At 64.5% G+C, this 16,480-nt stretch carries 17 protein-coding genes and 1 pseudogene; 13 read left to right on the top strand and 5 right to left on the bottom strand.

What is annotated here, in order from left to right; translation table 11 throughout:
- Nucleotides 1-129 precede the first annotated feature (129 nt).
- On the top strand, nucleotides 130-1,197 hold the full coding sequence (locus AC3ISR_RS10970; RefSeq protein WP_192300931.1) for an NAD(P)-dependent alcohol dehydrogenase: 1,068 nt from the start codon (nucleotides 130-132) through the stop codon (nucleotides 1,195-1,197).
- Nucleotides 1,198-1,433: 236 nt separating this feature from the next.
- Here AC3ISR_RS10970 and AC3ISR_RS10975 read toward each other — a convergent pair.
- Both AC3ISR_RS10975 and AC3ISR_RS10980 read right to left on the bottom strand, forming a co-directional pair.
- Nucleotides 1,434-1,646: pseudogene (locus tag AC3ISR_RS10975) on the bottom strand (manganese efflux pump); the annotation flags it as partial.
- A gap of 33 nt (nucleotides 1,647-1,679) precedes the next feature.
- Complete coding sequence (locus AC3ISR_RS10980; protein WP_463984754.1) at nucleotides 1,680-1,991, bottom strand: hypothetical protein; 312 nt, start codon at nucleotides 1,989-1,991, stop codon at nucleotides 1,680-1,682.
- 216 nt (nucleotides 1,992-2,207) lie between these two features.
- On the opposite strand from AC3ISR_RS10980, the gene AC3ISR_RS10985 reads away from it, so the two are divergent.
- From AC3ISR_RS10985 to AC3ISR_RS10995, 3 genes are read left to right on the top strand one after another with little or no spacing between them, the layout of a single operon-like run.
- The gene (locus tag AC3ISR_RS10985; protein WP_489324840.1) at nucleotides 2,208-2,834 is read left to right on the top strand and encodes a secretin and TonB N-terminal domain-containing protein; all 627 of its coding nucleotides are present in this window, start codon (nucleotides 2,208-2,210) and stop codon (nucleotides 2,832-2,834) included.
- Nucleotides 2,831-3,376 carry an RNA polymerase sigma factor gene (locus AC3ISR_RS10990; protein WP_192300946.1) on the top strand — a complete coding sequence of 182 codons (546 nt, stop codon included), beginning with the start codon at nucleotides 2,831-2,833 and terminating at the stop codon, nucleotides 3,374-3,376. The genes AC3ISR_RS10985 and AC3ISR_RS10990 overlap by 4 nt, the downstream gene beginning before the upstream one ends.
- Before the next feature lie 37 nt (nucleotides 3,377-3,413).
- Nucleotides 3,414-4,340 carry a FecR family protein gene (locus tag AC3ISR_RS10995; RefSeq protein ID WP_489324738.1) on the top strand — a complete coding sequence of 309 codons (927 nt, stop codon included), beginning with the start codon at nucleotides 3,414-3,416 and terminating at the stop codon, nucleotides 4,338-4,340.
- A gap of 6 nt (nucleotides 4,341-4,346) precedes the next feature.
- Here the strand turns inward: AC3ISR_RS10995 and AC3ISR_RS11000 are convergent, their stop codons facing one another.
- Together AC3ISR_RS11000 and gspH are read right to left on the bottom strand one after the other, a co-directional pair.
- On the bottom strand, nucleotides 4,347-5,072 hold the full coding sequence (locus AC3ISR_RS11000; protein WP_489324739.1) for a type II secretion system protein GspJ: 726 nt from the start codon (nucleotides 5,070-5,072) through the stop codon (nucleotides 4,347-4,349).
- Nucleotides 5,069-5,521, bottom strand: a complete 453-nt coding sequence (gene gspH, locus AC3ISR_RS11005) for a type II secretion system minor pseudopilin GspH (protein ID WP_192300936.1) — start codon at nucleotides 5,519-5,521, stop codon at nucleotides 5,069-5,071. The genes AC3ISR_RS11000 and gspH overlap by 4 nt, the downstream gene beginning before the upstream one ends.
- Nucleotides 5,522-5,612: 91 nt before the next feature.
- On the opposite strand from gspH, the gene AC3ISR_RS11010 reads away from it, so the two are divergent.
- On the top strand, nucleotides 5,613-6,044 hold the full coding sequence (locus tag AC3ISR_RS11010; protein ID WP_192300937.1) for a type II secretion system protein N: 432 nt from the start codon (nucleotides 5,613-5,615) through the stop codon (nucleotides 6,042-6,044).
- On the opposite strand, the gene gspI is transcribed toward AC3ISR_RS11010, so the two are convergent.
- Nucleotides 6,031-6,396 carry a type II secretion system minor pseudopilin GspI gene (gene gspI / locus AC3ISR_RS11015; RefSeq protein WP_192300938.1) on the bottom strand — a complete coding sequence of 122 codons (366 nt, stop codon included), beginning with the start codon at nucleotides 6,394-6,396 and terminating at the stop codon, nucleotides 6,031-6,033. The genes AC3ISR_RS11010 and gspI overlap by 14 nt on opposite strands.
- Nucleotides 6,397-6,545: 149 nt before the next feature.
- Between gspI and gspG the strand changes: the two genes are divergently transcribed.
- The 8 genes from gspG (at nucleotide 6,546) to AC3ISR_RS11055 (ending at nucleotide 16,307) form a co-directional block, all read left to right on the top strand.
- On the top strand, nucleotides 6,546-6,995 hold the full coding sequence (gspG, locus tag AC3ISR_RS11020; protein WP_192300939.1) for a type II secretion system major pseudopilin GspG: 450 nt from the start codon (nucleotides 6,546-6,548) through the stop codon (nucleotides 6,993-6,995).
- Nucleotides 6,996-7,003: 8 nt separating this feature from the next.
- Nucleotides 7,004-7,873, top strand: a complete 870-nt coding sequence (gene gspK, locus AC3ISR_RS11025) for a type II secretion system minor pseudopilin GspK (protein ID WP_192300940.1) — start codon at nucleotides 7,004-7,006, stop codon at nucleotides 7,871-7,873.
- Complete coding sequence (gene gspL, locus AC3ISR_RS11030; protein ID WP_489324740.1) at nucleotides 7,870-8,916, top strand: type II secretion system protein GspL; 1,047 nt, start codon at nucleotides 7,870-7,872, stop codon at nucleotides 8,914-8,916. The genes gspK and gspL overlap by 4 nt, the downstream gene beginning before the upstream one ends.
- On the top strand, nucleotides 8,909-9,412 hold the full coding sequence (locus AC3ISR_RS11035; protein WP_192300942.1) for a type II secretion system protein M: 504 nt from the start codon (nucleotides 8,909-8,911) through the stop codon (nucleotides 9,410-9,412). Before gspL ends, AC3ISR_RS11035 begins: the two co-directional genes overlap by 8 nt.
- Nucleotides 9,409-11,700 carry a type II secretion system secretin GspD gene (gspD, locus tag AC3ISR_RS11040; RefSeq protein WP_489324741.1) on the top strand — a complete coding sequence of 764 codons (2,292 nt, stop codon included), beginning with the start codon at nucleotides 9,409-9,411 and terminating at the stop codon, nucleotides 11,698-11,700. The genes AC3ISR_RS11035 and gspD overlap by 4 nt, the downstream gene beginning before the upstream one ends.
- 442 nt (nucleotides 11,701-12,142) lie before the next feature.
- Nucleotides 12,143-13,561 carry a type II secretion system ATPase GspE gene (gene gspE / locus AC3ISR_RS11045; RefSeq protein ID WP_192301114.1) on the top strand — a complete coding sequence of 473 codons (1,419 nt, stop codon included), beginning with the start codon at nucleotides 12,143-12,145 and terminating at the stop codon, nucleotides 13,559-13,561.
- Nucleotides 13,561-14,769, top strand: coding sequence for a type II secretion system inner membrane protein GspF (gspF, locus tag AC3ISR_RS11050; RefSeq protein ID WP_192301113.1), 1,209 nt, complete (start codon nucleotides 13,561-13,563; stop codon nucleotides 14,767-14,769). The genes gspE and gspF overlap by 1 nt, the downstream gene beginning before the upstream one ends.
- Nucleotides 14,770-15,137: 368 nt before the next feature.
- Nucleotides 15,138-16,307: a substrate-binding domain-containing protein gene (locus AC3ISR_RS11055; RefSeq protein ID WP_463984757.1), complete on the top strand. Its 1,170-nt coding sequence runs from the start codon at nucleotides 15,138-15,140 to the stop codon at nucleotides 16,305-16,307.
- Nucleotides 16,308-16,480: the final 173 nt, after the last annotated feature.

Genomic DNA, 16,480 nt, shown 5'->3' on the forward strand with positions numbered 1-16,480 from the left:
TGGGAAGAGAACTGTAGTTCACTATTGCGTGAAACCGGACGAAGGGCTTGTACGGGTGTGCTCGGTTGAACGGTTCAGCGTCTATGCTGGTCCACTGACTTCCACTGTCCGATCACACAGGTGAACGAAATGGCCAAGACTTACAGCTACGCCGCGCAGAACGCCAAGGATGCCCTCAAGCCCTACACCTTCGAACGCCGTGCGCCGGGGGCGGAGGATGTGCAGATCGACATCCTCTATTGCGGCGTCTGCCACTCCGACCTGCACACCGCGCGCAACGAATGGAACAACACCCTGTACCCGTCGGTGCCGGGCCATGAAATCGTCGGCCGCGTCACGGCGGTGGGCGCAGGCGTGAAGCACTTCAAGGTCGGCGACCTCGCCGGTGTCGGTTGCATGGTCGACAGCTGCCAACACTGCGCGTCGTGCGCCGAGGGTGAAGAGCAGTACTGCGAGAACGGCTTCACCGGCACCTACAATGGCCCGGTATTTGGTGGCGAAAACACGTTTGGCGGCTACTCCGACAGCATCGTGGTCAAGGAGAAGTTTGTGCTGCGCATCTCCCACGACGATTCCAACCTGGCGGCCGTGGCGCCGCTGCTGTGCGCCGGCATTACCACCTATTCGCCGCTGCACCACTGGAAGGTCGGCCCCGGCAAGAAGGTCGGCGTGGTCGGCCTCGGCGGCCTGGGCCACATGGCGGTAAAGATCGCCCACGCCATGGGCGCCCACGTGACCTTGTTCACCACCTCGCCAAACAAACGCGAAGACGGCCTGCGCCTGGGCGCCGACCAGGTGGTGGTGTCAAAGAACGCGGACGAGATGGCCAAGGTCGCCAACAGCCTGGACTTCATCCTCAACACCGTCGCCGCGCCCCACGACCTCGATGCCTTCCTCAACCTGCTCAAGCGTGACGGCACCATGACCCTGGTCGGCGCGCCGGACAGCCCGCACCCGTCGCCGTCGGTGTTCAACCTGATCTTCAAGCGCCGCAGCCTGGCGGGCTCGTTGATCGGCGGGATCCAAGAGACCCAGGACATGCTGGATTTCTGTGCCAGGCATGGGATTGTCTCGGATGTGGAGATGATCGACATCCAGGGCATCAATGAGGCGTATGAACGGATGCTCAAGGGCGATGTGAAATACCGCTTTGTGATCGATATGGACAGCCTGAAAAAAGAGCGCAACGCTGCCTAGTAACACCGTAAGTCCCAGGTGGAAGCGGGCTTAATGTGGGAGCGGGCTTGCTCGCGAAGACGGTGTATCAGACACAGATATGTTGACTGATCCACCGCATTCGCGAGCAAGCCCGCTCCCACACAAGCCCGCTTCCACATGTTTGCTCAGCGCTGTTGCTTAGACCGACAAGTGCTCATACAGAATCGTCGCACCCACCAGCATCAACACCACCCCGCCAACCATCTGCGCACGCTTGCCCACCACGATGCCCAGCTTTCGCCCCAGCGCGTGGCGGCATGGCCGATGGCCCAGCCGATCATCGGTGTGATGGCTTCAATCACGCCAAAGATCAGGCCGGCGCGCAGGGCTTCGGTGAGGCGCGGTTTGTGCAGGCTGGAGCCTTTGCCGATGGCCGCCGCGAAGGCGTCGGTGGACACGGTTACTCCCCAACGAGGGGGGGCGATCATAGGCAGGCAAAGATGAATATTTCGTCAACAGGCTCAAGGCCGTTGCGGCTTGACCGAGTTGCCGAAGGTATTGCCCATGCGCACGCCCGTGGCGGCCGGGGTGGCCAGACCCACCGCGTTCGGCGGGCGTTTTTCGATCGGGATCTGTTGCGCCTCGCGGTTTTTCTTCGCCGCCTTGGTCGCGTCTGTGTCACCGCCCATCTGTTGGCTCAGGCAGCCATAGTCGGGTGCCTTGTAACCATCCACCGACACCTCGGTGCAGGTGCGTGCCGCGTTGTCGGCGTGGGCGAGCAGGGGCAGGGCGGTGCACAGCAGCAGGCTGGCGAGGGTCGGGACTAGCTTCATCGGGGCCTCCTGGCAGGCCCGAGGGGTGGGCCGGTTAGGTTTGAAAGTGTAATGCAGCGGGCTTGTCGTCACCGTGATGTTTTTTTTGCTATCACCGTAACATCAGGTTCATAAACTGGCCTCAGGATGACGGTTTTCGAGGACACGTCGGCCGTGCAGCGATGCAGAGCGGGAGGTGAACAGGGGGGCTGGAGGCGCGCCGTTTGCGCCTGGGTCCTGCTGTTGCTGCTGACGGGGGCGGCGTCCGCACAGGCAGAGCCAGGGTTGCTGCTGGACCTGCCGCCCCAAGACTTGGAACACGCCCTGCAAGCCTACAGCCGCGCTACCGGCATGGCGGTGCTGGTTGATCGCGAACTCACCCGGGGTCGGCGTTCCATCGGCGTGCATGGGCGCTTCACGGCGCAGGAGGCACTGGCGATGTTGCTCACCGGGAGTGGCCTGATGGCGCGTTATGCGCGCAGTGACGCGTTCACCTTGCAGGTGCCCGAGGTCAGTCACACCCCCGAGCGGCGTAACGCAGCGCGGATCAACAACAGTTATGCCACCGCCTTGCAGCAAGCCATCGAGGCCAGCCTGTGCCGTTCGCCGCTGACCCGGCCTGGCAGTTTCCGGGCGTTGGTCCAGGTGTGGGTCAACCCGAACGGGGTGATCCAATACAGCCGGCTGGTCAGCTCCACCGGCGACGCACAACGCGATGAAGCACTGGTGCGCAGCCTGGGTGCGGCGCGGGTCGAACGCCCGGCGCCCAGCTCGCTGCGCCAGCCGGTGACTTTACTTTTGATGCCCGACACAACAGGAACACGCATGGAATGCACAGCAGCGAAGGGAGCCTCGGGCGGATGAAAAATACCGGGCACAGTACGATGGTCAGCTTGTTCCTGGCGTCCTATGAGGACTTCAAGGTGCGTTTGCGCAAGCGCCTGGGTTCGGAGGACCTGGCCAACGACGTGCTGCACGAAACCTACCTGCGGGTCGACCGCATGGACATGCCGCCAAACCTTGCACAACCCAACGCCTACCTGTACCGCATGGCCCTGAACATCGCCGCCGACCGCCGTCAGGCCGACGCCCGGCTGCTCACCGGCAGCGAGGTCGAAGAGTTGCTGCAAACCGCCGACGAAGCCCAGGACCCGTCGCGGGTGGTGGGGGGCCAGCGTGAGATCCAGTCCCTGGTCAAGGCGCTTTACGAACTGCCGGCCCGCCGGCGCAAAATCCTGATCGCCGCCCGCCTGGAAGAAGCGCCGCACCTGGAAATTTCCCAGCGTTTCGGCATCTCCACGCGCATGGTCGAGAAGGAAATCAAGGCCGCCCTTGGCCATTGCGCCAAGCGTCTGGAAAGAAAAGTGATTCAGCGGTTCGGTCCCGGGGCCGGAAAACCGTCTTAGTGTCGAGTCCCTGATAAAACCGTGAGTATGTGCGCGCTTGAACATTTTTAGCCTCTCCACCGCCCGGGAAACATCCGCCAGCCCCCTGCATGACGAAGCCTGCGACTGGCTGCTCCTGCTGACCTCGGGCCGCGCCACCGTGGCCGATGCCAAGGCCTTGCAGGCCTGGCGCGAGCAGAGCCCGGAACATGCCCAGGCGTTCGAGCAGGCCAAAGTGCTGTGGCAGCAACTCGCCCCGGCCCTTGAGCAGGCGACGCAGCCGCGTCGCTTCGGCCGCCGTGCATTCCTCGGTGGCGCGATTGCCGCTTCGGCCGCCGTGGTGATGGTGCGGGTGGGGACGCCGGGCGGCTTTGCCGGGCTCACGGCGGACTATCGCACCGAAGTCGGCGAGCAGCGCCAAGTGCTGTTGAGCGACGGCGTGAGCCTGGAGCTCAACACGCAGACACGCATCAGCCGGATCGGGCCGGGCATTGAATTGCTCGAAGGCGAAGTCGAAGTGGTCGCCCACCTGGCGCAGCCGCTCAAGGTCCAGGCCGGCGCCGGTTGGGTGAGTGCGGCCCAGGCGCGGTTCAATGTGCGCAACACTGACCAGACGGTGTGCGTCACCTGCATCGAAGGCTCGCTGTCGGTGGACGTGGGCGGCAACAGCGTCAGCCTGGGCAGCGGCCGGCAATTGACCTATGGCGCAGGGGGTATCGGTGCTGTGGTGGCGGTGGATACCCAGGCTGTGGTGGCCTGGCGCGAGCAGGTGCTGGTGTTCAACAACGCCACCCTGGCCACGGTGGTGGACGAGATCAACCGCTACCGGCCGGGCATGCTGGTGCTGCTCAACAAGCAGCTGGGCCAGCGTCGCGTGCAGGCCCGCTTCAGCTTGCAGCAACTGGCCGGGGTGGCCTTGTTGATTCGCGATGCGTACGGCGCCAAGTGCACGGAACTGCCGGGTGGCGTGGTGTTGTTGAGCTGAGCCGCCTTACTTCAGCGGCCCCACCACCTGCCGATAGCGCTCAACCCCCTGTGGCGTCTGGCGTACCAGGCTGATCTCCAGCCCCAATGGGTCGTCCCGCCGATTGCCGCTCAACTGCCGCCAGCCCTTGTCCTGCTCCCACACCCGCACCTGCAAGTCACTGACGCCCGCCAGCACCATCACCCCATCCGTTGCCGCCGGCAGCGGGAAGCGATCCCGTGCGGGTGCGGCGGCGCGGTACAGCGCGTCACCCTTGAGCCACCAGCGCACGCGTTGCAGGCCGTCCCCCAGCGCCGGTGCGCTGCGGATCACCTCCAGACGAAAGCCCTTGCTGTCGGAGCTGCGCACAGTCACCGCGGCCAGCCCCTCGGCTTTTGGCGCCTCGAGCGCGGTCAGTTCGACGCTGGCGCGCAGGCTGAGGTCGCGTTGCATCTGGTTCAGCGCCCGTAGCAGCGCCTCGGTCTGTTCAGTGCTGGCCTGCAAGTGCTGGTCGGCACGGGTGACGCTGTCGAGCCCACGCCAGGCGATCACACTGACCAGCGCCATCAGCATGATCGCCACCATCACTTCGATCAGGGTGAAGCCCCGTTGCGCTGCATGAACCGACAAATTGCCTTTGTAGTGAGCGGGCTTGCCCCGCGCTGCGGCGTCTGGGGAATACCGCGGTGCCTGGGTTTGGAGCGGCTTCGCCACCCAGCGCGAGGCAAGCCCGCTCACTACAGGCTTATTCATGGCTGGCTCACCACGCGCAGCAGGCCGGCGGGGTCGCGTTGCAGGCTGAGGCTGTGTTGCCCGTCCGACAGCACTACGCGCAGGGGTGGGTTGATCCATTCGGCGTTGAGTACCAGGGTTTGTCGCGGCTCGATGTTGATCTGCATCGGTGTGCTGTCCCACAGGCGCGGGCGCAATGAGCTGTCGCCCTGGAACGCGTCCACGCCCGCGCCATCATCGCTGCGCCGGTTGAAGCGATAACCCTTCGCATCCGCACGCCAGGTGATCGGCCGCCCGTCGGCGCGGGCTTCGGCCTGGGCGATTTGCAGCAGTTGGCTGAGGCGCTCGGCGTCTTTGCGCAGCCGCTGCAGCGGGTCGGGCTTGATGGTCAGGCTGATGGCGGCGCTGGCGATGCCGATGATCACCAGCACCACCATCAGTTCGATCAGGGTGAAGCCTTGCTGTTTCATCGGTCGGCACCTGGAGAACTGGCGAGGTTGTGAAATAAAAACGTGCGAATTGGCCTGTAGGCTGAGGCCACGGACAAACAGGAGGTCCCCCATGGCATTTACCCTTCGTGTTTCACCCGCCCATGGCGTGCAGGCCCTGGGCGTGTTGGCGGCGTTGGCTGGCGTCGCCATCTGGGCGCCGCTGCTGCTCACATCCGCCGAATCCAGCACGCCACCGGCCACACCCCAGGCGCTGGCCGCACGCAGCGATAATCCGGCGTTGCAGTGGTTTTCCAATGTGGCGACGACGCCCCAGGTCAAAGTCACCGGCGTGCTTGCCGGGGCCCGTGGTGCGGTGGCGATCCTCAGCCTCAACGACGGCCCGCCGCGCAGCTTTTTACTGGGGGAACGCCTCAGCCCCGGCGTGCGGTTGACGGCCATCGAGGGCGATGCCGTGGAGATCGAACGTGCGGGCGAGAAGGTTCGCGTCCACCTCGAAAAGCTGCCGGACGGCCCCGCGTTGCCGCGCCTCACTCGGCCATGACCTGCGTCTGCAACCACGCCAGCGGCGGTGCTTCGCGGCTGGCATCAAGCACTCGTACCGCGACCTGAAACAGTCGGCCATCGGCGTTGATGGTTTGCTCGCAGCGCAGCTTCAGGCGGCCCTGATCGCACTCGAACGTCTTCTTGCCGCTGCGCAGCCCGCCTTCCAGGCGCAGCTCCGCCAGGCGACTCTGCGCCGCCAGCAACGCCATGGACTTATCGCGCAGCAGGCCGTTGCTCTGGGTCATCAAGCCGGCCACGCGCACGGCGGCAGCCATGGCCACGGCAATGATCGCCAGCGCCACCAGCACTTCAATCAGGGTAAAACCGCTCTCGTTGCGACGGCCGTGCATGGCGCTCTCAAACCGGGGAAACAGGCCCGCAGACTAACGCCGCGAGTTGACCGATTGGCGACCGAAACTCCCGAGGATTTTCAATACGACTGACATGTGTTCTTGCAACACTGCGGCCTCGAAATGCACTCAAGCCAAGGAATGTCGAGATGGAAATCGCGCCCCTGAAGTCCCTGATGCAGAGCCGTCGCGGCCAGCGTGGCTTCACGTTGATCGAGATCATGGTGGTGGTGGTCATCCTTGGCATCCTCGCGGCGATGGTGGTGCCCAAGGTGCTCGACCGTCCGGACCAGGCGCGCGCCACAGCCGCCAAGCAGGACATCGGCGGGTTGATGCAGGCGTTGAAACTCTATCGCCTCGACCACGGCACCTACCCGAGCATGAACCAGGGTCTCAACGTGTTGGTGGAGCGCCCGGCCGATGCGAAAAACGGCAGCTGGCGCGCCTACCTCGACCGTTTGCCCAACGACCCCTGGGGCCATCCGTACCACTACCTCAACCCGGGCGCCAACGGCGAGATCGACGTGTTCTCCCTCGGCGCCGATGGCCAACCGGATGGCGACGGCGTGAACGCCGACATCGGCTCCTGGCAGTTGTAAGGCGCGCCATGAAACGGCATTCGCCCACAGCGGCGAAGCAGCGCGGCATGGCGATTATCAGCGCGTTGCTGATCGCGGCGGTGGTGGCGGTGCTGGCCGGCGCCATGCTCACCCGCCAGACCGTGTTCACCCGCAGCCTGGAGGCCGAGCAGTTGCGCCTGCAGGGCACATGGCTGTTGCAGGGCAGCCTGGAGCGCAGCCGGCAGATGCTCTGGGAGGCGCGGCAAAAGGATGTGCTGACCCGTCTCGACCAGCCGTGGGCACGGGTGCAGGGCGGCGTGTTCGAAGGGCGCATCGACGACGAGCAGGGCAAGTTCAACCTGCGCAACCTGGTCAATCGCCAGCAGGTGGATAACGAGCAGTTGCAGGGCTTTGAACGCCTGTGCCGCACGCTGGGCGTCGACCCTGCGGTGAGCCGGCGCATCAGCCAGCGGGTGATCGGCTCGTATGAAGTACCGGCCAAATACCCGATGCTGCGCAGTCTGGATGAGTTGAGCGCAATCGAAGGCCTCGACCCGCAACTGTTGCGCCGCTTGCAGGCGTATATCAGCGTGTTGCCCGGCCAGACCTGGGTCAACGGCAACACCGCCAGCGCCGAAGTGCTCAGTGCTGTGGTGCCGCAACTGAGCCTGGCCCAGGCCCAGGGGCTGGTGGCCGAGCGCGACAGCGGGCGCTGGTTTATCAACCGTGGGGATTTCGTCAACCGCCTGCACTTGCCGCAGGTCGCTGTGGAATCGGTGTTGGTGGGGATTACCAGCGAGTGGTTTCGCGTGCAGGGCCAGGCGCGGCGTGAGCAACGCCGGGTCACGATCGATGCGTTGCTGCACCGCCCCGAAGACCGCCAACCGCAAGTGATCTGGTCGCGGGTGGGCGTATGAAGCGCCTGCGCATTGGCTTGCCGCCACTGGAGCAATTGAGTGCCGACAGCCAGGTCAAATTCGCCTGGCTGGAGCGTGGCGTGGTGATTGATGAGGGCTACGCCAGCCTGGCCGAATTGCGCAATCGTCGACAGGCGCTGGAGTGCTTTCTGCATCCTCGTGACAGCCTGCTCACCCGCCTGGAATTGCCGCCACTGCCCGCGGCGAAAACCGCCGCCGCCGTGGCCTGCGCCGCGCAAGCGTTGATCCTCGGTGCGGTGGAACAGATGCACGTGGCCCACGGCCCGCGTGACAGCGACGGCGGTGTGCAGGTGGCGTGGCTGCCCAAGGCCGGGCTGGAGCGCCTGGCCCAATTGCAACTGAAACTGCGCGGCCTGTACCCGGCGCCCTATGCCTTGCCGGTCGGCACGGCGGCGCTGGACGAAGGCTACCTGCTGACACGTGACAGCCTGCAACAAGGCGCGGTGCACCCGTTGGGCCAGCCACCGTTGGATAGGCCGCTGGTGGACGCCGCGCAACGCTGGAGCGGCGCCGTGCCCGGCTGGGGCTTGCACGCAGGCCTCAGCCATACGCCGAGCGGCGGCTGGGGCAGGGCGCTGGCGTGTGTCGCGCTGGCTGTCGCGATCTGGACCTTGGGCCTCAACCTTTACGCGGCGCGCCAGGTCGACGAAGGCCAGCGGCTCAAGACGTTGATGAGCCAGCAAGTACGCCAGGCGTTTCCCGAGTTGCCGGTGGTGCTCAATCCGTTGCAGCAGGCCCGCCAGCAATTGGCGGCGCGCCAGAGCGGCGCGGGTGCCGATCCTGGCCAGCGCTTTTCCAGCCTGCTGCAACTGGCGGGCAGCAACCTGCCATTTATGGTGGCCAGCGTCGAGCGCCTGACCTTTGAACAGGGCCGCCTGTACCTGCAATTGCTCGCCGACACCCGCAACCCGGTAGCCCAGGCCGAGTGGCAGGCCGCCCTGGCCCAGGCCGGGTTTGCCGCGACTCGCGAAGAACACGGCTGGAGCATCGGCCCGGCCGTAGCGGGAGCCAGCGATGAATAAGTGGAAGGCTCGATGGCGTGTGTTCTGGAGCGGCCTGGCCCTGCGCGAAAAACGCTTGCTGAGTGGCGCCGGGCTGGTGCTGGCGAGCCTGTTGACCTGGCTGGTGCTGGTCCAACCAGCGTTGAAAAAGATCGCTTACTGGCAGGTCGAAACCCCCAAGCTGCGCGCCCAGGCCGAAGCCTTGCAGGTGTTGTTGCAAGGCGTCGCCGCGCCGCGCCAGGCCGATGAAGCGACGCTGCGCCAGGCCCTCGACAGCGCGGGTCTGCAAGGTCACTACCACTTGCAGGCGCAGGCCCCCGGCGGCTGGCAACTGACCTTCGACAACGCCCCGGCCGACGCCGTGGTGGACTGGCTGTTGGGCAGCCCCCGTTCGTTTTCCCTGGAGGTGTCCGCGGCGCGTTTACAGCGTGCCCCGGATGCCCTCGACAACTCGGCCGGCACTGTGTCCGGGACCGTTCGCATGGATCAGGCGCTTGGCGCTAAGGAAGCTTCATGAAGTGGTCAGTCCCCCCTTTCCGTTTGGCCGCGCCGTTGCTGTTGCTGGCCCTGAGTGCATGCAACAGCCCATCGACCAAGCCGTTGCTGGTGGACAGCGAACTCGGCCAGCCCCTTGCCGACACCCGGCGCAGCGGCGGCGACAGCGCGTTGGAGCGCCAGCGCGAGCTGGCGCCCAAGCCCGCCGTGCAACATCCGATCACCAGCAGCGCCCGTGGTCATGCCCCGGCGGTGCTCAAGGCACGCAACCCACTGGGTGACCAGCCGGTGCAGCTCAATTTTGTCGACGCCGACATCCAGGCGGTGGTGCGCGCCTTGTCCCGTGCCACCGGCCAGCAGTTCCTGGTGGACCCCCGGGTAAAGGGCAACCTGACCCTGGTCAGCGAAGGCCAGGTGCCGGCGCACCAGGCCTACGACATGCTGCTGGCGGCGCTGCGCATGCAGGGCTTCAGCGTGGTGGACGTGGGCGGCGTCGCCCAGGTGGTGCCCGAAGCCGATGCCAAATTGCTCGGCGGGCCGATCTACAGCGCCGGCAGCAGCGGCATGCAGACCCGCACCTTCCGCTTGCAGTACGAAAACGCGGTGAACCTGATCCCGGTGCTGCGCCCCATCGTGTCGCCGAACAACCCGATCAACGCCTACCCCGGCAACAACAGCATTGTCATTACCGACTACGCGGAAAACCTCGCGCGCGTGGCGCAGATCATCAACGGCATCGACACCCCCAGCGCCATCGATACCGACGTGGTGAAAGTGCAGAACGGCATCGCCGTGGACATCGCCGCGATGGTCGCCGAACTGCTCGACACCCAAGGCGCCGACCAGACCCAGAAGATCAACGTGGTCGGCGACCCGCGCTCCAACTCGATCATCATCCGTTCCGGTAGCCCCGAGCGCACCGAGCTGGCGCGCAACCTGATCTACAAGCTCGACAATGCCCAGAGCAACCCGAGCAATATGCACGTGGTGTACCTGCGCAATGCCCAGGCGGGCAAGCTGGCCCAGTCGCTGCGTGGGTTGTTGACCGGCGAGAGCGAGTCCGGCGTCAGCGATGAAGCGCGGGGCAAGCTCAGTGCCATGGGTGGCAATGGCCAGAACACCCAGGGCGGCGCCGCGCAAAACGGCAGCGGCACGCCCACCGGCAGTGGCGTGCAGTCCAGCTATGCCCAGGACAAACAAACCAGCGGCACCGGCACTACCAAGGATCAAGACACCGCCTTCAGTGCCGGCGGTGTGACCATCCAGGCCGACGCCACCACCAACACCTTGCTGATTTCCGCCCCGGACCCGCTGTACCGCAACCTGCGCGAAGTCATCGACATGCTCGACCAGCGTCGCGCCCAGGTGGTGATCGAAAGCCTGATCGTTGAGGTCGGCGAGGACGATGCCAGCGAGTTCGGGGTGCAGTGGCAGGCCGGCAACCTGGGGGGCAAGGGCGGTTTTGGCGGGGTCAACCTGGGCGGCAGCGGCGTGAACGCCACGGCCACCAGCAAGACCAGCATCGACGTGTTGCCCAAGGGCCTGAACATCGGCCTGGTCAACGGCAGCGTGGACATCCCCGGCATCGGCAAGGTGCTCGACCTCAAGGTCCTGGCCCGCGCCTTGAAGAGCAAGGGCGGCACCAACGTGCTGTCGACGCCGAACCTGCTGACCCTGGACAACGAAGCGGCAAGCATTTTTGTCGGCCAGACCATCCCGTTTGTCACCGGCAGCTATGTGACCGGCGGTGGCGGCACCAGCAACAACCCGTTCCAGACCGTGCAGCGTGAAGAAGTCGGGCTCAAGCTGAATGTGCGGCCGCAGATCTCCGAAGGCGGCACGGTCAAGCTGGACATCTACCAGGAAGTCAGCAGCGTCGACTCGCGGGCCTCGGTGGAGGCGGGCACCGTGACCAACAAGCGGGCGATCGATACCAGCATCCTGTTGGATGACGGGCAGATCATGGTGCTTGGCGGGTTGCTGCAGGATGGCTACAGCCAGAGCAATGATGCGGTGCCGTGGTTGTCGGATATTCCCGGGTTGGGTGCGCTGTTTCGCAATGAAAAGCGCAGTGTGAACAAGACCAACCTGATGGTGTTTTTGCGGCCTTACATCGTTCGTGACAGTGGCGCGGGGCGCAGTATCACGCTGAACCGCTATGAATTCATGCGTCGGGCACAGGGCGGGTTGCAACCGGAGCATAGTTGGGCGATGCCGGATGTGCAGGCGCCGCAGTTGCCTTCGGTGGAGAAGGCGATCCCGGGCGGGCAGCAGGGGCCGCGGGCGGTGATTCGGGCGGTGCCGCAGTGATCTTCGGCCAGCGTGGTTTTACGGGGCGATCCCAGATCAAAAGCCAGAGCGCGGCGGCCTTAGAGCCGACCGAAATGGGCGGGATGAACTGGGTCAAAACTGTGGGAGCGGGCTTGCTCGCGAATGCGGTGGATCAGCCAATGAATGAGTTGACTGATCCACCGCATTCGCGAGCAAGCCCGCTCCCACATTTGGATCTCCATGTATTCAGATGGAACTGTGCTCTGGCTCTTGATTTTGATCTTAGGCGCCCCGTTAAACACGCTGGCCGGAATTCGACATGGATTACGGGCACACCGAGCCTAGGCGAGGTGCCGAGTGTTGGGGCAAGAGCGTTTTGCTTACTTTTGCGCTTTTCAAAAGTGAGCCGCTGTAAGAGCGGAACCATAAGCCGCCGTTGCCCAAAAAACGGATATGTACACCGACAAACAGGGCCAACAACATGAGCCTACTCCCCTACGCCTGGGCCAAGTCCCAACGCATCCTCCTGCGCACTAACGCCGAAGGCCTGCTCCTGACGGTATGCCCCTCAACCCCCGGCTGGTCCATCAGCGAAGTCCACCGCCAATTCGGCCAATCCCCCATCGAACAAGTGCGCGACGACGAACTCGACGGCCTGCTCACCAGCGCCTACGCCGACACCGGCAGCGCCGCCGCCGTGGTCGGCGCGGCAGAAAACGAGGTGGATCTGGACCGCCTGATGCAAGACATGCCCGAAGTCACCGACCTGCTCGACACCCAGGACGGCGCGCCGGTGATCCGCATGATCAACGCCTTGCTGACCCAGGCCGCCCGCGACGAGGCCAGCGATATTCATATCGAGCCCTATGAAACCCACTCGGTGGTGCGCTACCGCGTCGATGGCACCCTGCGTGATGTGGTGTCACCGCGCAAGGCGTTGCACGGCGCGCTGGTGTCGCGGATCAAGATCATGGCCCAGCTCGACATCGCCGAAAAACGCCTGCCCCAGGACGGCCGCATCGCTCTGCGGGTGGCCGGGCGGCCGATTGATATTCGCGTGTCGACGGTGCCCACCGGGCATGGCGAGCGGGTGGTGATGCGGCTCCTGGACAAGCAGGCCGGGCGCCTGCAATTGGAGACCCTGGGCATGGAACCGCAGCTGTTGGCGCGCCTCGACACGCTGATCCGCCAGCCCCACGGCATCGTGCTGGTCACCGGGCCCACCGGCAGCGGCAAGACCACCAGCCTGTATGCGGCGCTGGCGCGACTGGATGCGAGCACCAGCAATATCCTCACCGTGGAAGACCCGGTGGAATACGACCTGCCGGGCATCAGCCAGATCCAGGTCAACGCCAAGATCGACATGACCTTTGGCCTCGCCCTGCGCGCAATCCTGCGCCAGGACCCGGACATCATCATGATTGGCGAGATCCGCGACCTGGAGACCGCGCAAATTGCCGTGCAGGCCTCGCTGACCGGTCACCTGGTGCTGGCGACCCTGCACACCAACGATGCGGTGTCGGCGGTCAACCGGCTGATCGACATGGGCGTCGAGCCGTTTCTGTTGGCTTCCTCGTTGTTGGGCGTGTTGGCCCAGCGCCTGGTGCGTCGCCTGTGCCCGCACTGCAAGCAGGAAGATCCGGCCGCGCCCGGTACCTGGCGCCCGGTGGGCTGTGCGCAGTGCAATCAGGTCGGCTACAGCGGCCGCACCGGCATCCACGAGTTGTTCTGCGTCGATGACGACGTGCGCAGCCTGATCCACCAGGGCGCCGGCGAGCAGGACCTGCGCCTGGCCGCCCGCCGCGCCGGCATGTTCAGCATGCGTGAAGACGGCGAGCGCTGGGTGCGCAGCGGCGCCACCGCGCCTGAAGAAATCCTGCGCGTGACACGGGACGCCTGATGAATCGCTATCGCTTCGAGGCCGCCGATGCCAGCGGCAACGTCGAGACCGGGCATGTGGAGGCCGACAGCCAGAGCGCGGCATTTGCCAACTTGCGCGGGCGCGGTTTGACCGCGTTGCTGGTGCAGCTGGAGAGCAACCAGCAGGTCGCCGGCAGCAGCCTGTTCACCCCCAAGCTCTCGGACAACGACCTGGCCTGGGCCACGCGCCAACTGGCAAGCCTGCTGGGCGCCAGCCTGCCGTTGGAAGCGGCGTTGAGCGCAACGGTGGAGCAGGCCGAGAAAAAACACATCGCCCAGACCCTCAGCGCAGTGCGTGCCGATGTGCGTGGCGGCATGCGTCTGGCGGATGCCTTGGCTGCGCGGCCACGGGACTTCCCCTCGATCTACCGTGCATTGATCGCGGCGGGGGAGGAGTCCGGCGACCTGGCCCAGGTGATGGAGCGCCTCGCCGACTACATCGAGGAGCGCAACAACCTGCGCGGCAAGATCCTTACGGCGTTTATCTACCCTGGCGTGGTGGGGCTGGTGTCCATCGGTATCGTGATTTTTTTGCTCAGCTACGTGGTGCCCCAGGTGGTCAGCGCATTTTCCCAGGCGCGCCAGGATTTGCCGGGGCTGACCTTGGCGATGCTCAACGCCAGCGACTTTATCCGCGCCTGGGGCTGGCTGTGTTTTGCCGGGATCGTCGCTGGTTTCTGGAGTTGGCGCCTGTATTTGCGCAATCCCGTGGCGCGCCTGAATTGGCACAGCCGGGTGCTGCGCTTGCCGCTGATCGGGCGGTTTGTGCTGGGCCTCAACACCGCGCGCTTCGCTTCGACCCTGGCGATCCTCGGCGGTGCCGGCGTGCCGTTGCTGCGCGCCCTGGAAGCGGCGCGCCAGACCCTGTCCAACGACCGCCTCGACCGGTGCGTCTGCGAGGCCACCGCCAAAGTGCGCGAAGGCGTCAACCTGGCCCCGGCGCTGGCGGTGGAGAAGGTGTTTCCGCCGGTGCTGATCCACCTGATCGCCAGCGGCGAAAAGACCGGCTCGCTGCCGCCGATGCTGGAGCGTGCGGCGCAGACGCTGTCGCGGGATATTGAACGGCGGGCGATGGGCATGACTGCGTTGCTGGAGCCGCTGATGATTGTGGTGATGGGCGCCGTCGTACTCGTCATTGTCATGGCGGTGTTGCTGCCGATCATCGAGATCAACCAACTCGTCACCTGACCTACTGGCCAAACCCAATCCACATGGGTTATGTGTGTTCAGCACATTTTTCGTGCTCCCGTTCTACCTCGGGTTCCTCATTCCGTCACATCCCAAGGTCTACACGGCCTCCAGCCCCACCCGCTGAAACCTCGCTGTCACCTGCGCCCAAACCGCTCAAAATCATGACCAAAACACCCGAGAATCTTTTTAAAAATCAAGGCGTTCCTCCCGAGGTTTTTTCCTACAACCGTCATCGGAAACTGCGAATTTCTCTCCCATGGTTTTCACCCCTGGCCACCCCCGCACGACGGCTTGGGACCGAAGCCATAGCGTCATGCAAGAGCCATCTACCCCAAACGTACAAACACGACGAAAGGAGCTTCTTCATGTTTAAGCGCAACGTTCTCGCGGTATCCATGACCCTCGCTGCACTGTGCTCGGCACAAGCTGCATTCGCAGACGTAAACGGCGGCGGCGCCACTCTGCCTCAGCCGCTGTACCAGACTGCTGGCGTACTCACCACCGGCTTTGCCCCTTACATCGGCGTTGGCAGCGGCAAAGGCAAAGCGGCGTTCCTCAACAACGACTACAGCCAATTCGGCACCGGCACCAAGAACGTGCACTGGGCTGGCAGCGACTCCAAGCTGACGGCCGGTGAACTGCTGAATTACAAGAACGGTCATGAAGCCGCGTGGGGCAAGCTGATCCAGGTGCCTTCGGTGGCGACTTCGGTGGCCATTCCGTTCAACAAGGCAGGGACTGCTGCCGTTGACCTGAGCGTCAACCAACTGTGTGGTGTGTTCTCCGGCCGTCTGACCGACTGGAGCCAGATCGCGGGTTCGGGCCGTACCGGCACGATCAAGGTTGTTTACCGCAGCGAAGCGAGCGGCACCACCGAACTGTTCACGCGCTTCCTCAACGCCAAGTGCGCCGAGACCGAGGCATTCGCTGTGACCACTAACTTTGCCCAGAGCTACGGCAACGTGACCAAGAAGGTTCCAGCCGGTTCCGTTTCTGCCTCGGGCAGCCAAGCGGTAATGACCCTGTTGAACTCCACCGACGGTGCCATCACCTACATGAGCCCGGACTACGCGGCCACCACGCTGGCCGGTCTGGATGACGCGACCAAGGTTGCCAAGGTAGGCGGTGTGTCCCCAGCACCGGATAACGTCTCGGCAGCCATTGCCGTGGTACCAGTTCCTACCAACGTCAACGACCAGAACGCCTGGGTACCTACCTTCGCCGCCACAGCCAGCACTACCGATCCAAGCGTCGTCGCCTACCCAACCAGCGGCTATCCGATCCTGGGCTTCACCAACCTGATCTTCAGCCAGTGCTATGCCGACGCCACCCAAACCTCGCAAGTGCGTGCGTTCTTCACTCGTCACTACGGCTCCAGCTCCCTGAACACCAACGACAACGCGATCAAGTCCAACCGTTTTGTACCGTTGCCAGCCGCTTGGAAAACCGCCATTACCAACAACTTCGTGACTGCCACCAGCAACCTGAGCATCGGCAAGTCTGACGTCTGCAACCAAATCGGTCGTCCGCTGTAACCCCGCTTCAACGACCCGCAACACCGATCAGCAACGGCCTGTGCCGTTGCTGATTTTTTTTGCGTTAGCAGCCCTTTATGAACTTTGCATGACAGAAGTTCAGTCGTGCCCCTCGCCAACCGCCTAACCCTCATACGTGAGCGTGTCTTGCCCCTGGGCAACTACAAAGAAGG

This window comes from Pseudomonas sp. GL_117, assembly GCF_057835125.1.